This is a genomic window from Halopseudomonas sp. (genome assembly GCF_047631575.1).
Classification (GTDB): Bacteria; Pseudomonadota; Gammaproteobacteria; order Pseudomonadales; family Pseudomonadaceae; genus Halopseudomonas.
The window spans coordinates 84,271-99,725 of the sequence record NZ_JBLIAB010000006.1; the positions used below are offsets into that span (position 1 = coordinate 84,271).

The window sequence follows — 15,455 nt, forward strand, 5'->3', positions numbered from 1 at the left end:
GGACTCTCACTACTTTGTGACGGGGTTCAGGGTCAGTTGCAGCGGCTCAGGTCCGGTCAATTTTATCCGCTGATCGGCTGGCAGGGTCAGGCTGGTACCGAGCACGTCAGCCCGTATTGGTAGTTGCCGCGCCTCTATATCGATCAGTGCGACCAACGTTACCGATGCTGGCCGGCCGTAATCAAACAATTCGTTGAGTGCCGCGCGGATGGTTCGGCCGGTCATCAGCACGTCGTCAACCAGAATCAGGTTGCGGTCGTCCACGCTGAAAGGCAGTTCAGAGGGACGAACCCGGGGCGGTAAGCCATTCTGCTCGAAATCATCACGATAGAACGCAATATCCAGCGTCCCTAATGGCGCATCCGGCAGACATTGATTACGCAGTTGCTCAGCAATCCACACACCTCCGGTATGGATGCCGACGAATGCGGGGTCCTTGATTCCGCGCCGGGACAGATACGCGATCAGATCCGCAGCCATGCCCTCGAGCAATGGGGCTACATCGGGCAGAGCCTTCATGATATCTCCTTTGGCAGGTTGCCAAGCCAGGTTTCCAGTAGTAAGGCCGCCGCCAGGCTGTCGACGGGATTATCCCGGTAGCTGGCAGGTGTGCGGCCGCTGTCACGCAGGCTTTGTTTGGCCTCAAAAGTGGAAAGACGTTCATCCACGCAGTCGACTGGCAGGTTGAAGCGTCCGTGCAGGCGGCGTGCAAATTTTTCGGCCCGACCGCTCATCTCACTTGGGGTGCCGTCCATGTTCAAAGGCAGGCCTACGACCAGCATGTCCGGCTTCCATTCAGTGATGAGGCGACCCACCTGTTCCCAGTCAGGGACCCCGTCTCGCGCGCGCAACACAGTAACAGGCTCGGCTTTGCAGGTCAGACTCTGGCCCACAGCAACGCCAATTTGGCGAGTGCCGTAATCGAAGCCCATGGCCCGCTTGTGCGAGCCCATCAGGCGTGTCCGGCCTGATTGGTCATCAGGTTCAGATCCACGCCCAGCGTGCGCGCCGCGGCAGCTAGGCGTTGGTCGCTGGGCAACTCAAACAGAATGTGATTATCCGCGGGGCAGCTCAGCCAGACATTATCGGCTAGTTCCTGATCCAGTTGCCCGGCGTCCCAGCCGGTGTAGCCGAGCATGATCAGTACGTCGCGCGGACCTATTCCGTGAGCCATATCAAGCAGAATGTCCCGGGATGTGGTCAGTTGCAAAAGTCCCAGGTCCATGCTCGCTTCCCATTGCTCGGGACCTCGGTGCAGCACAAAGCCGCGCTCGGTCTGCACCGGTCCGCCGTTGTAGACCGGTACGCTGGCCACCGAACCGGGTATCTCGGATGTGGGTTGCAACTGATCGAGAATATCGGCCAGATTGAGATCGCCGGGCTGGTTTACGACCAGGCCCATTGCGCCCTGTTCATCATGGTCGCACAGATAAATAAGACTGTTGACGAAACGCGGATCAGCCATGTGCGGCATGGCAATCAGAAAATGGTGTTTGAGGTAGCTCGGGGTGATTTGGCTCATACGCTTAGTATTGGGGTTTGAGCGACAAGCTTCAAGCGCCAGCGGCGGTTACCAGCCAGACTAAAAGCTGGAAACCGTGTCACCTGGCTCGAATCGCCAGGTGCGGATGATTTCAAGCACATCCACATCCATCAGGTCGCCGGTAAAGGGCGCATAGGGTGCGGCCAGTCGGACGATCCGCTGGGCTGCGTTATCCAAAATGCGATGGCCCGATGATTCGAGAATCTGTACCTCGCGCAGACTACCGTCGCGGTTGATCGAAACGAGCAGCCGCAAACTCCCATAAATACGCGAGCTCCGTGCTTCGCCCGGGTAGTTCTGGTTACCTACGCGTTCGACCTTGCGGCGCCAAGCGTCTTTGTAATAGGCGCCCTTGTCTTGCATGGTGGAAGCAGCGTTGAGCCTATGCACGCGGGGTCGGTTGGCGAATAGCTGCCGCTCTTCTGCTAGCTGCGCCTCGAGACTGGCGATTTCTGCCGAGAGTTGACTCCGGTCAAAGCGCAACAGCGTGTTGGAGGTTTTCTTTTCCGGGGGTGGCGCCTCGGGCGCACTTGCAACGCGGTCGGGCTGTACCGAGGTGGTAGTGACCACCGGTTTCTCGACCACCGGCTTGGGCGGCGGCGCGCTGGCTTCTTGTGGGGGCGTCACTGTGTTGATCTCGGCATCCTGAAAAACCGATTCTGCCGTGGTGCTCGGCGCTGCTTTTTCATCCAGCGTACCGCTGCCTTCCTGATTGAGCTGAGCCAGATAATCGGCCTTCTCGGGTGCTCTCTCGCTGGGCTGAGTGGCCAGCGTGATCTCCAATGTCTTGGGTAGCTCGCTGGGCGCAGGCATGTCGAAGGTTATGCCAAGAATGACCAGTGCGTGCAATACCGCTGCCAGAAACAAGGTGAATCCCAGGCGATCGCCTGAGGTCACCTCCACAGGAGCGTGGTTGGCCGGATGATCAGTCAATTTGGTGGCTTTTTTCATGCTGTCCGTAGGCGGGATCTGTCTCGCATTTCTACGCAGTCTGCCGCGCAATCCCGAAAAAGTCTATGCGCCCGACCGCGCTTGAAGTTGGCGCTCGATTGCTGACATCAGCTGACCACCGATATCGGTCTGGTAAGCAGCATCTATCTCGCGGATACAGGTGGGACTCGTAACGTTTATCTCGGTGAGGTAGTCACCAATGACGTCGAGCCCAACAAACAAGAGCCCACGCTCGCGAAGCGAGGGGCCAACCTGAGCGGCAATCCAACGGTCACGATCCGTCAGGGGGCGCGCTTCGCCGCGTCCACCGGCAGCCAGGTTGCCACGGGTTTCGCCTTTTTGTGGAATACGTGCCAGGCAGTAGGGCACTGGTTCGCCCTCAATCATCAATATGCGTTTGTCGCCATTGCTGATCTCTGGCACATAGCGCTGCGCCATGATCTGCTGCTGGCCGTGTCGGGTGAGCGTTTCGATGATCACGCTGAGATTGCTGTCCCCCTCGCGAATGCGAAATATCATCGATCCGCCCATCCCTTCGAGCGGTTTGAGAATCACGTCACGGTGTTCTGCGATAAAAGAGCGCAGAATATCTGCGCGGCGGCTTACCAGATTAGGCGGAGCGCACTGGGGGAATTGAGTGGCGAACAGCTTTTCATTGCAATCACGCAGACTGGCTGGACGATTGACGACCAATACGCCTGCTTTTTCAGCCGCTTCCAATATGTGGGTGGAATAGAGAAACTCGTCGTCGAAAGGGGGGTCCTTACGCATCAGAATCACGTCGAGATTGGCTAATGGTTCATGCACGGCTTCGTTCAGGTCGAACCAATGCTCAGGATCGGCATGTACGCGCAACACGCGACCGTGCCCCATCGCCAGACCGTCGGCAAGATAGAGGTCTTGCGGCTCTAAATAGATTAGCTCCCACCCACGCTCTTGCGCGGCTAGTAACATGGCCAGGGAGCTGTCTTTCTTGTAACTGATCGCATGGATGGGGTCCATTACGATGCCGAGGCGAATGTGCATAGGGAGTCGGTCCGCTGAGTGAGGCTGAATGCTTGACGAGTGTAACCTCGGCTGGCCTGGGGTGAAAGGTTGACTAATGCTGCGAGATGTCTCATATCTTATGACTTGGAATCGAAATGCCGGCTTCCCTGATTGCCAAATAGATTGGCCGCCGAAATTGTGATAAAACTACGCGAAAAGGGAGACGGTTGTTTGGCGTCGCCATGACGTCGCTACCAACGACTCACCATAAATAACAAGGGCTCGTTAAATGGAAGAAAATTTCGAAAGCCTGAAAGTCATGGTCATTGACGACAGCAAAACGATCCGCAGAACAGCAGAAACGCTGCTCAAGAAGGTTGGCTGCACCGTGATTACCGCAGTGGATGGTTTTGACGCACTGGCCAAGATCGCCGACAACAATCCGGATATCATTTTCGTTGACATAATGATGCCGCGGCTTGATGGATATCAAACTTGTGCCTTGATCAAGAATAACAGCGCCTTCCGCGGTACGCCGGTGATTATGCTGTCCAGCAAGGACGGCTTGTTCGACAAGGCCAAAGGACGAATTGTGGGTTCTGATCAGTACCTGACCAAGCCATTCAGCAAGGAAGAGTTACTGGGCGCTATTCGCGCGCATGTGCCGCAATCTGACGACCTAGCGGGTGCATCAGAGGCCTGAGCCTTCGCATCTTTAGCCATACCGGGGGAGCCAAATGGCCCGAATATTAGTAGTAGACGATTCGCCAACCGAGTTATATAAGCTCACGGGCATGCTGGAAAAGCACGGGCATGAAGTTCTCAAGGCCGAAAACGGCGCCGACGGCGTCGCATTGGCACGTCAGGAAAAGCCCGACGCTATCTTGATGGATATCGTTATGCCCGGACTCAATGGATTTCAGGCTACGCGCCAGTTGACCAAAGATGCAGAAACTGCGCATATTCCGGTGATCATTGTGACTACCAAAGATCAGGAAACTGACAAGGTGTGGGGCAAGCGTCAGGGGGCCAAGGATTACCTGACCAAGCCGGTTGAAGAAGCTACCCTAATTAAGACATTGAAATCCGTGCTGGGAGCCTGATGGCTCCGGCACATGCCGCATAACAACCAAAACAGGCACGGCATGTCAGAACCTATTCATCCTTTCGATCTTCTCAGACAGCTCGCGCAGCATTGTCGCAGCCAGGCCATGGGCCTGCCCGCGCAGGACGTGGTCAGCGAAACCTGGAGCGGAGTTGGCTTCCGGCTGGCTGGCCAGGCGATGGTTGCAGCAATGGGCGAGGTCGCAGAAATTTTACACGAACCGCGTTATACAGCGCTGCCCCGGGTTAAAACCTGGGTACGCGGCGTCGCCAACGTACGCGGTCGTCTGTTGCCCATTATCGATCTCAGTCGTTTTTTTGGAGCCACCGTCAGCACCCCGCGCAAGCAGCGCCGTGTGCTTGTGCTTGATCGCGACGGACTCTTTGTTGGCTTGCTGGTCGATGAGTTACTGGGCATGCAGCATTTTCCAGTTACCAGTTTCACCACTGAGATGCCCACTTCTGATGAGGTGTTTCGACCGTTTGTGGTCGGAGCCTACGTTCAGGAACAGGTGTCTCTTGTATTCAATTTCAGGGCATTGGCGCGTGATCAGGCGTTTCTCGATGTGGCGATTTGATCAGGGGGCGACCGGCGAGTCCGGTAACGCGACAGACAAGAGCAACAACAAGAACCATGCGGTAGGCCAGGTAGGGGCCAGATGATGAAAAAGTTCGATATCCAGATTTTCTCCGCAATGCGAAGCAATCGCACGATTACTGGTCTGTTCGCAGCCCTGGTTCTTTCGCTGCTCTTGCTGTTCGTCAACTTTCTTTATCTCAACATTCAGAGCGGCTACGACACCGAGTACATCGGTCACGCTGGTGAGTTGCGAGTTCTCTCACAGCAGATATCCAAATCGGCCAGCGAGGCGGCTACAGGTACTCCGGAAGCCTTTGGTCTGCTCCTCGATGCGCGTAATGATTTTCAGCGCCGCTGGGACTTCCTGACCCTGGGCCGTTCAGAGACAGGTCTTCCTTCCGCGCCGGACTCATTGGGGGAGCAGGTAGCTCAAGTACAGGGAAACTGGGATCGGGTGCGTAACAACGCCGATGAGATCCTTGCCAGCGAAAGGACCGTACTGTCTTTGAATGACGTGGCCCTGACGCTATCGGATACCATTCCCCAGCTGCAGGTGGAGTACGAGGAGGTTGTGGACCTGCTTATTGCCAACGGCTCTCCTGCTGATCAGGTAGCCATTACTCAGCGTCAGTCATTGCTGGGGGAACGGATTCTAAACTCCGTGAACCGGGTGCTGGCGGGTGAGGACGACGCGGTAATGGCCGCAGATAGCTTCGGCCGAGACGCCAGTCTGTTTGGACGTGTGCTGCTTGGCATGCTCGAAGGCAACGCTACCATGGGTATTTCCCGGGTAACAGAACCTGAGGTGGTAGGGCGTTTGAATGAGATTGCCGACCTGTTTCGCTTCGTATCGGACTCGGTAGACGAGATCCTTCTGACCTCGCCGGAGCTATATCAGGTGAGCCTGGCCGCAAGCCAGATTTTTGCCGATTCGCAACTGTTGCTGGATAACGTATCCGGTCTGACAGTCGGTTTCGAAGCTCGAAGTGAAGCGCGCTGGATCAATACTCTGTTTGGCTACGTGCTGGGTATCGTGGCGCTGGGCTGTATTCTCCTGATTGGTTTGCAGATGACCCGCGAAACGCGAGGCCGTCTGGCCGAGACGGCGGAGAAGAACGACAGGAACCAGGCAGCCATTCTGCGACTGCTGGACGAAATTGCCGACCTTGCAGACGGTGATTTGACCGCCGAGGCAACGGTGAGCGAAGACTTCACGGGCGCGATTGCGGACTCGATCAACTATACCATCGATCAGCTTCGCTCCCTTGTCCGTACGATTAACGACACTGCTTTGCAGGTCTCCACTGCAGCCCAGGAAACACAGGGTACTGCCATGCATCTGGCGGAGGCGTCCGAGCATCAGGCGCAGGAGATTGCCGGGGCGTCGGCGGCGGTCAACGAGATGGCTGTTTCCATTGACCAGGTGTCCGCCAACGCCGCTGAGTCTTCGGCGGTAGCAGAGCGGTCGGTTGCCATCGCCAACAAGGGCAATGAGGTGGTGCAGAATACCATTGCCGGTATGGATACCATCCGTGAGCAGATTCAGGATACCTCCAAGCGGATCAAGCGCCTGGGTGAGTCGTCCCAGGAAATTGGTGACATCGTCAGTCTGATCAACGATATCGCCGACCAGACCAACATTCTTGCCCTTAACGCCGCTATTCAGGCGTCCATGGCTGGTGATGCTGGCCGAGGCTTCGCGGTGGTAGCGGACGAAGTTCAGCGTCTGGCCGAGCGCTCCTCATCGGCGACCAAGCAGATCGAAGCGCTGGTAAAAACGATTCAGACCGACACCAACGAGGCGGTCATCTCGATGGAGCAGACCACCTCCGAGGTAGTACGCGGCGCGCGTCTGGCACAAGACGCGGGTGTCGCCCTGGAAGAGATCGAAAATGTATCTACCAGTCTGGCAGCACTGATTCAGAATATCTCCAACGCGGCCCGGCAACAGGCGTCATCCGCGGGCCATATCTCTAACACGATGAACGTGATCCAGGAAATTACCTCGCAGACCTCCGCCGGTACCACGGCCACAGCGCGCAGCATTGGCGATCTGGCGGCGCAAGCCGAGTCGATGCGTAAATCGGTGGATGGCTTCACCCTGCCGCAGCAACTTTGAGATGGGCGCGCGGGTAGCCTGGCGGCTATCTGCACTCCGCAATGAGCAAGGGAAATACTGTGCAGAAAACGCCAAACTGGTCATTACAGCAACTGCCGGAGATGGATATGCAGCAACTCCATCAATGGCAGGCATTGCTTGAGGCGCGGACAGGAGTCTGCGTCACTGACCAGCGTAGGATGTTTTTGCAGACCAGTCTGGCTACCCGAATGCGCGAGTTGCAGGTAGAGGACTATCAAAGCTACTACGAGTACGTCACGGAAGGTCCGACTGGCGCTATCGAGTGGTCTGCCCTGATTGACCGTTTAGCTATCCGCGAAACCAGTTTTATGCGTCACAGGCCATCCTTCGACGCCGTACACAACCATATCGAGACAATACTCGCCAAGGGCAGGTCTACCCAGCCTCTGCAATTGTGGAGTTTGGGCTGTGCGAGTGGAGAAGAAGCCTACTCGCTGGCCATGATCACTGACCAATGCCTGGCTGACTCAGCCAGCCGTAGCCCCGGTTACGCAATATGGGCCACCGATATTAGCCTGAAAGCGCTTGAACAGGCTCGCCTTGCCCGCTATCCGGCCAGTCGGCTGGGCGGACTCACCGATACCGAACATGCACGCTGGATGAGGCCTGTCGACCATGGCAAGCTGGAAATCCTGCCTGTGCTGCGAGATCGAATTTGCTTTACCAGGCTGAACATCCTGGAAATGGCCCAGGCCCCGATACGGGATCTGGATATCATCTTTTGCCAGAATCTGCTCATCTACTTCCGACGCTGGCGCCGCCGCGACCTGCTCAACCTGCTGGCCAAGAAGCTGGCCCCAGGTGGCATGCTGATTATCGGATTGGGTGAAATAGTGGACTGGAACAATCCCCTGCTCGAGCGGGTACCCGATGAAAGGGTACAGGCCTATGTGCGACGGGATACTCACGGAAGTCTGGAGTGAATATGGGTGATCGGCATGATTATGTCGCCCTCGACTGGGTAAAAGGGGAGATTTCCGCGACGCTGAATCAAGCGCGTCAGGCCCTCGAATCCTTTGTCGAGAATCCGGGTGATTCGACCCGGTTGCGTTTCTGTCTGACCTATATCCACCAGGTGCACGGCACCTTGCAGATGGTCGAATTTTATGGCGCTGCCTTGCTCGCCGAAGAGATGGAAAAGCTTGCCCAGGCGCTGATGCATGGCAGTACCAGTCGTGAGAGTGAAGCCCTTGATGTGCTGATGCAGGCCATCTTGCAGTTGCCGACCTATCTTGATCGCGTGCAAACTGGGCGTCGTGATTTGCCCCTGGTTTTGTTGCCGTTACTTAACGATATGCGCACCGCTCGCGGTGAAAACCTGCTGTCGGAAAACGCTTTATTCACGCCAGACGTGGATACCGGAGGTCCGACAGATGATACGGAGCGTCTGGGCGATTTCGCTGAGCCTGAAACGGTACGGCAGCTGCGCAAGTTACGTCAGGCCATGCAGTTTGCCCATGCTGGCATCATCCGTAGTCAAGATGTATCAGCTAATGCACGGCAGCTAGGCAAGGTATTCGCGCGGCTGCAAGCATTGTGTCAGGGATCCGGTCATGCCAATCTGTGGGCGGCTTACGCCGGTGTTGTCGAAGGTCTCGAACACGGTACGATCGACAATGGCGCAGCGATTCGTCAATTGCTGCGTCAGGCTGACCGTGAGGCCAGACAGCTACTGGATCACGGATCTGCAGCGCTGGATTCCCCGCCCGCTCCCGAGTTGCTGCGTAATCTTCTATTTTACGTCGCCAAGAGTCCCGGAGGCAGTCCGCGCCTGGATGCGCTAAAGCAGCGTTATCAGCTCAAGGCCTTGCTGACCGAAGATGATATTGCCAATCAGAAAACCGGTTCACGCCTGGTCGGTCCGGATCGCAGCGCCATGCAGTCTGTGGTCGAGGCGCTGGGCGAAGAGTTGCTGCAGGTCAAGGATCGGCTTGATCTGTTCGTGCGTGGTGACCGTCGTCAAGTTGACGAACTCGCTGGGCTGATCACGCCGATGAAACAGATCGCCGATACTCTGGCGATGCTTGGCCTGGGCCAGCCGCGTCGGGTCCTGCTCGAGCAGATCGAGCTTGTGGGCGACCTGCTGGACAAGCAGCCCACGATTACTGATTCGTCGTTAATGGATGTGGCTGGAGGGCTGTTGTATGTGGAAGCCAGCCTGCATGGCATCTTGGGTATGGAGCGCGAGCGCGGCGACACGCAGGGCGGTGCTGTCGAAAACGATATGCAACGACTTGCTGCTGCCCAGGACATGGGGTTGGTCCATCGCCAGGTGGTCCAAGAAGCACGCAATGCGCTAGAACAGAGTCGTGAAGCTATCAACGCTTTCATCTCCAGCCAGTGGGATCATACCCAACTGGAGCCGGTTAATGGCCTCCTCAACAGCGTTCGCGGCGGCTTGGAAATGCTTCCTTTGGAGCGGGCTGCTGCCATTATCGGTACGTGCCGACGCTATATGGTCGAACAATTATTAACACCACAACGCATTCCTGAATGGCCAGAACTGGATGCTTTGGCTGATGTGATCACCAGTGTCGATTATTATCTCGAGCGCCTTGCCGAAGATGATAGTGAGCGTGGCGACAATATCCTTACAGTCGCCGCCGAACGACTTTCTGACCTGGGTTATACCGCGGGGGAGTCATTGCTTGAGGGTCTCCCAGGTGAAGCCGCCGAATCAGAGGTCGACCAATTATCCGTCGACGTCGAGGCTTTTGATCTTGAGGTAATCGAAGGACAGGGAGCAGAAGAGTCCCCAGCAGTTGAAGTGGACGCGGAGTCTATCCCTGAGGCCGAGGTTACGGGTATAGCATCGGCTGAAGACGAAGATGACGAGTTTGAAGCAGAACTCATTGAGATCTTCGTGGAAGAAGCGAGGGAAGTGCTCGATACTCTGAGCGAATATACTCCGGTCTGGAAGGCCAATAATGATGATCATAAAGCCCGAGCCGAAGTGCGGCGCGCCTTCCATACCCTCAAGGGCAGTGGTCGGATGGTCAAGGCCGGTATTATGGCTGAGCTCGCCTGGTCAGTTGAAAATATGCTCAACCGGGTCATAGACCGGAGTATCGATCTGACCCCTGCGGTGTTTGATCTAATCAACGCTGTGCGCTCACTGATGCCCCAACTGGTTGAGGATTTCTCCCTCGGTGCGCAACAGGGTCTGCCTGAAGTCGGTCATTTGGCGGCACAGGCTGATGCTTTGGCGCGCGGAGAGGAGCCCGATGGACTTTTCGGAGAACTCGACAGCGTACCGGGTAGGCACGAAACCCTATTGCAAGACGAAATCGTTATTCCTGCACTGCCGTTGCCTTTGGTGGACGTGGAAATTGAACCTGAGCACGATGACACGACGGGTGAGGCCGGCGAGCTGTCGGACGATCTAGCTGCCAGCGATGAGGTTGACGAGTCGGAGCAGCCCATCCCTGAGTTGGAAATTTCGTCTCAGGACCAGGGTCTTGACCCTATGCTGCTGGAGATTTTCCGCAACGAAACCCAATCCCATATTCAGCAGGTCAACGTTTTTGTCGCGCAGTGCGAGCAAGGGTTGCCCCGCGCGATCAGCGATGCGCTACAGCGAGCCCTGCATACGCTTAAGGGCAGCGCACACATGGCGGGCATCCAGCCAATCGCAGTGCTCGCGACGCCACTGGAAAAACTCGCCAAAGATTTCAAGGCCAACCTAATACCCGCAGATCAGTCTCTGGTAGATTTGCTCATGGATGCAGTTAGTCTGTTCGAGGCGGGCGTTGAACAGCTTGACAGTACGCCCCAAAGCACCCTCATGGGCACTGACGATTTTCTCGCGCGGCTTGATGTCGTGCAGACACAGGGTATGGCCAGCCGGGACAGTAGCCGTGCGGACCTTGAAGAGGGGACGGCCAACGCAGGTTTGCTGTCTATCTTCCTGACCGAAGGCATCGACCATCTGCTGGATATAACCGATACGCTCGCCCTATGGGAGGGCGGTGAAGGTCCGGACATCGATAGCCGCGAGCTGTGTCAAGCGTTGCGTGCGCTTGGTGAGGTGGCGGGGGATGTCGATCTGGACGTTATCGAATCCCTGTGCCAAAGCCTGGAAGACGTGCACGAAGCGTTAATGACCGGTCGGATTCAGATGCAGCAACCCACCGTACTGGTGCTAGCTATTGCGCACGAGCGGTTGATCGGGATGATGGATCAGGTTGCGGCGCACCAACACATTCCGCCGGCCACGGCAGAAATTGCTGAGTTGCAGGCACTCTTGCCGGTAACTCATGTCGAGCGCGACGACGCAATCGCAGTGACCACTACCGAGGTTCTGATACCGGCTCCAGAGTTAGCGACAGATAACTGGAACCCGCAGGATGCTGGTACCGATGCAGAGCTGGTAGATATCTTTCTGGAAGAAGCGCAGGAGATTATCGATAGCGCATCAGTGAGTCTGCAGCAATGGATTGCCGACCCGGTGAATACCCTCGCAGTTGAGTCCCTTCAGCGCGATTTGCATACACTCAAGGGTGGCGCTCGGATGGCGGAAATTCCGCCGATTGGCGATCTGGCCCATGAGCTTGAGTTTCTTTATGAAGGGCTTGGCAATCAACGGTATCAGCCCAGCTCAGGTCTCGATGACTTGTTGCATGCCTGCCACGACTGCCTTGCCGAAATGGTCGAAGGGGTCGTAGCGGGTCGTCCGATCAGTAATGGTTCCGGACTGATTAGCGCAATCAAGGGTTATCGTGCGCGCCCGGACCAGCCGCCGCAATTGCCTGGTAGGGACCAGATTGTGGCCGCAGCAGGGCAAGAGGATACTGCTTTTCCGGTTGTGGTGATCCCCGGCGAATCGATAGATGATCCCCTCGAAGGCATGCTCGGTATGTTCCTTGAGGAGGCGCGCGAGCTTATTGCGCCTTGTGACGGGCTGATGGAAAAAATGTCAACTGATGCTACAGCTGGCATCGAATTGACACGGCGCATTCAGACCCTTAAAGGTAGTGCTCGTATGGCCGGCCAGAGCGTCTTGGCTGAGCAAAGTAAGACTCTGGAAAGCGACCTGCAAGGAGAGAAAGGTTCACCGCAGGACTTGGCAGCGCAACTGCAGAAAATCCACGCTGCGCTGGATATGCTCGCCGGTGGTGTCGCCCCGGGACCCGCAGACTGGTCAATACCCGAAATGTCCAGACCCGCAGAGCCAGTGGTAACCGCTACCAGTGTCGCGCTTACGCAGGACACGCCCGCTGTGCCTCGGCAAACGTTGGCAGCGGTGAAGAATATATTGCAGCAGGCCATGGCGGCCAGTGAAGTAGATGACGAAGATCAGTCGATGCGTAGCAATGGCCAGGAGACGGTCAAGGTGTCGGCAAAGCTTCTCGAAGAACTGGTCAATCTGGCGGGCGAGACATCGATTTTCCGTGGTCGTATCGAACAACAGGTCAACGATCTGGCGCATACCCTGCAGGACGTCGACAGTACCATTGAGCGGGTACGTGATCAGCTGCGCCGGCTCGATATGGAAACTCAGGCGCAAATTCTTTCCCGGCACCAGGAGGAGATCGAGCAGGCCTACGAAGAATTTGATCCTCTGGAAATGGATCGCTACTCCCAACTGCAGCAGCTTTCACGCTCGCTGTTTGAGTCCGCGTCCGACTTGCTTGATCTGAAGGAAACGCTGGCGGCGAAAAGTCGTGACGCGGAGACGCTGCTACTGCAGCAGGCTCGGGTTAACACTGAATTGCAGGAAGGCCTGATGCGCACGCGCATGGTGCCGTTCGACCGTTTGTTGCCGCGTATGCGTCGGGTGGTGAGACAGGTGGCCAGCGAAGTGGGTAAGCAGGTGAGCCTGGAGATCGGCAACGCCGAAGGCGAAATGGACCGGAGCGTGCTCGAGCGGATGATCGGACCTCTGGAACACATGTTGCGTAACGCGGTGGACCACGGTATCGAGCTGCCGGAAGTGCGCCAGACTAATGGTAAGCAGGAAGACGGTCGCATAACCTTGGATCTGCACCGCGAAGGCGGCGAAATTGTCCTGCAGCTTGCCGACGATGGCGCCGGGATCAATCTGGATGCGGTGCGTCGCAAGGCGATTGAGCGTGGCTTGATGGATGTCGATGCGGAACTCACTGACCAGGAGGTACTGCAGTTTATTCTCGAAGCCGGCTTCTCTACGGCGGACAAGGTGACCCAGATATCCGGCCGCGGGGTCGGCATGGATGTGGTCAACTCCGAAGTGAAACAGCTCGGTGGCAGCATGAGTCTGGATACGCGCCCCGGCAAGGGCAGTACCTTTACCATCCGTCTGCCATTCACTGTATCGGTAAACCGCGCTCTGATGGTCTATTCCGGAGATGATCTGTACGCGATTCCGCTGAATACCATCGAGGGCATCGTGCGGGTTTCCGGCTATGAGCTGGAAGCCTATTACGCGCCCGATGCACCGCCCTTCGAGTATGCGGGCAAGCAATATGATCTGCGCTATCTCGGCGATCTACTGGTCACTGGTCAGCAGCCACGACTCAGCGGTCACAGTCTGCCACTGCCTGTCATTCTGGTGCGTGGTGCCGAGCATACGGTAGCGGTGCAGGTCGATGCACTAGCGGGCTCACGCGAGATCGTGGTGAAGGGTATGGGCAAGCAGTTTGCGGTCGTGCCGGGCATATCCGGTGCGACCATTCTCGGCGACGGACGCGTTGTGGTGATTCTCGACCTGCTGGCGATCATCCGCGCCCAGCAGGCATTGCAGTCGCTACAGCGGCTGGCTGCCGAGCGAGCTCAGGGGATTGCGGACAAGGAGGACGAGCGTGCCACGCTGGTTATGGTTGTTGACGATTCGATCACGGTACGCAAGGTCACTACCCGCCTGCTGGAACGCCACGGCATGGAGGTTATTACGGCCAAAGACGGCGTTGACGCTATTGCCCGGCTGCAGGATGTGCATCCGGATATAATGTTGCTGGATATAGAAATGCCACGTATGGATGGCTTTGAAGTGGCGACTTTGGTGCGCCATGACGCGCGTTTGAAAGATCTGCCGATTGTGATGATTACCTCGCGCACCGGTGAGAAGCACCGTGAGCGGGCGAAGGCAATCGGCGTTAATGACTACCTGGGTAAACCTTATCAGGAGAGCCAACTCCTCGAAGCGATTGGCAAGCTGGTCAAGGTTCGTGATTGATCCCGCAGCGCCTGCTATTGCACTCCTGGCGGACAAAGCGCAAAAGCGTCAGTTGCTTCAGGAGGTTCTTCAGAGCTTTGGCTATCGAGTGATTTTTGCACGGGAGCCCGAGGCGCTCGACTGTCAGGCGCTGGAAGCGATCAAAGCCGATGCCTGGCTACTGGAGCTTGCCGAGGAGTCCGAGTTGGCCGATTGGCTGCTTGAACACAGTCCGGTGCCGGTCTTGCTCGGCGCCGGTGAAATACCGCATCACGAGAGCGAAGATTATCCACGCTGGAAACGCCGGCTGTATGCCAAGTTACTGCCACTGCTAGGGGCTCCACCGGCGGGAGATCCGGCTTTTGCTCGAACCGTCGTGGATGCGGTCAATGCCGTATCTGTGATGCCACCGGCTCGCTGCGTCTGGGTGCTGGCGGCATCTTTGGGCGGCCCGGCAGCCGTTAAGCGCTTTCTCGATCGCTTGCCCGCGACGCTGCCCATTGCGTTTATTTATGCCCAGCATATCGATGCCGGCTTCGAAGCACAGTTGCCGGTGATTCTGGGGCGTCAGAATGCCTGGCGAGTGCTTAACTGCGTGAATGGTGCGCACTTACACAATGGCGAGGTCCTGGTTGCGCCCATCAAGCGCAGCCTGGATTTCGCTCCGGAAGGCCAGATTCGTCTCAGCGAAACACCCTGGCCAGGGCCTTATCAGCCATCGATCGAAGCGCTGCTTGATGCGGTCGTAGACGCCTTTGCCCCGGCGTGCGGCGCTATTATCTTTAGTGGCATGGGAGAAGATGGCGTGCAGGCATGTGGACGCTTACGCGCTCAGGGCGCCCAGGTATGGACTCAGGATGCGTCGAGTGCTGTCTGCTCTGTTATGCCTCAAGCAGTAGTAGATGCGGGCTACAGCTCTCGGCAGGGTTCCCCTGAGATGCTCGCCGACGCGTTGCGTTACTGGGTAGCACAAGAATGGCCGGTTGCACTTTAGCACCAGCCAACACTGAATCAGAGA

Annotated in this window: 12 protein-coding genes; 7 read left to right on the top strand and 5 right to left on the bottom strand. The window is 57.0% G+C overall.

The window, feature by feature from the left end:
- Positions 1-9 precede the first annotated feature (9 nt).
- The 5 genes from pyrR to gshB all read right to left on the bottom strand — a co-directional run bounded on the left by pyrR (position 10) and on the right by gshB (position 3,520).
- Entirely contained in the window at positions 10-519 is a 510-nt protein-coding gene (gene pyrR / locus ACJAXR_RS12110; RefSeq protein WP_415058532.1) for a bifunctional pyr operon transcriptional regulator/uracil phosphoribosyltransferase PyrR, read from the bottom strand.
- The gene (gene ruvX, locus ACJAXR_RS12115; protein WP_415058533.1) at positions 516-953 is read right to left on the bottom strand and encodes a Holliday junction resolvase RuvX; all 438 of its coding nucleotides are present in this window, start codon (positions 951-953) and stop codon (positions 516-518) included. Before ruvX ends, pyrR begins: the two co-directional genes overlap by 4 nt.
- On the bottom strand, positions 953-1,522 hold the full coding sequence (locus tag ACJAXR_RS12120; RefSeq protein ID WP_415058534.1) for a YqgE/AlgH family protein: 570 nt from the start codon (positions 1,520-1,522) through the stop codon (positions 953-955). The genes ruvX and ACJAXR_RS12120 overlap by 1 nt, the downstream gene beginning before the upstream one ends.
- A gap of 60 nt (positions 1,523-1,582) precedes the next feature.
- Positions 1,583-2,494, bottom strand: coding sequence for an energy transducer TonB (locus ACJAXR_RS12125; protein ID WP_415058535.1), 912 nt, complete (start codon positions 2,492-2,494; stop codon positions 1,583-1,585).
- Between the two features lie 63 nt (positions 2,495-2,557).
- Positions 2,558-3,520, bottom strand: coding sequence for a glutathione synthase (gene gshB, locus ACJAXR_RS12130; protein ID WP_415058536.1), 963 nt, complete (start codon positions 3,518-3,520; stop codon positions 2,558-2,560).
- Positions 3,521-3,770: 250 nt separating this feature from the next.
- Between gshB and ACJAXR_RS12135 the strand changes: the two genes are divergently transcribed.
- The 7 genes from ACJAXR_RS12135 to ACJAXR_RS12165 all read left to right on the top strand — a co-directional run bounded on the left by ACJAXR_RS12135 (position 3,771) and on the right by ACJAXR_RS12165 (position 15,431).
- The gene (locus tag ACJAXR_RS12135) at positions 3,771-4,184 is read left to right on the top strand and encodes a response regulator (protein ID WP_150276618.1); all 414 of its coding nucleotides are present in this window, start codon (positions 3,771-3,773) and stop codon (positions 4,182-4,184) included.
- Positions 4,185-4,218: 34 nt separating this feature from the next.
- Positions 4,219-4,584, top strand: coding sequence for a twitching motility response regulator PilH (gene pilH / locus ACJAXR_RS12140; protein WP_415058537.1), 366 nt, complete (start codon positions 4,219-4,221; stop codon positions 4,582-4,584).
- 42 nt (positions 4,585-4,626) lie between these two features.
- Positions 4,627-5,163 carry a chemotaxis protein CheW gene (locus ACJAXR_RS12145; RefSeq protein WP_415058538.1) on the top strand — a complete coding sequence of 179 codons (537 nt, stop codon included), beginning with the start codon at positions 4,627-4,629 and terminating at the stop codon, positions 5,161-5,163.
- Between the two features lie 84 nt (positions 5,164-5,247).
- Positions 5,248-7,284, top strand: a complete 2,037-nt coding sequence (locus ACJAXR_RS12150; RefSeq protein ID WP_415058605.1) for a methyl-accepting chemotaxis protein — start codon at positions 5,248-5,250, stop codon at positions 7,282-7,284.
- 59 nt (positions 7,285-7,343) lie between these two features.
- Positions 7,344-8,228: a CheR family methyltransferase gene (locus ACJAXR_RS12155; RefSeq protein WP_415058539.1), complete on the top strand. Its 885-nt coding sequence runs from the start codon at positions 7,344-7,346 to the stop codon at positions 8,226-8,228.
- Between the two features lie 2 nt (positions 8,229-8,230).
- A complete protein-coding gene (locus tag ACJAXR_RS12160; RefSeq protein ID WP_415058540.1) occupies positions 8,231-14,458 on the top strand; it encodes an Hpt domain-containing protein in 6,228 nt (2,075 codons plus the stop codon).
- A complete protein-coding gene (locus ACJAXR_RS12165; RefSeq protein WP_415058541.1) occupies positions 14,451-15,431 on the top strand; it encodes a chemotaxis protein CheB in 981 nt (326 codons plus the stop codon). Before ACJAXR_RS12160 ends, ACJAXR_RS12165 begins: the two co-directional genes overlap by 8 nt.
- Positions 15,432-15,455 lie beyond the last annotated feature (24 nt).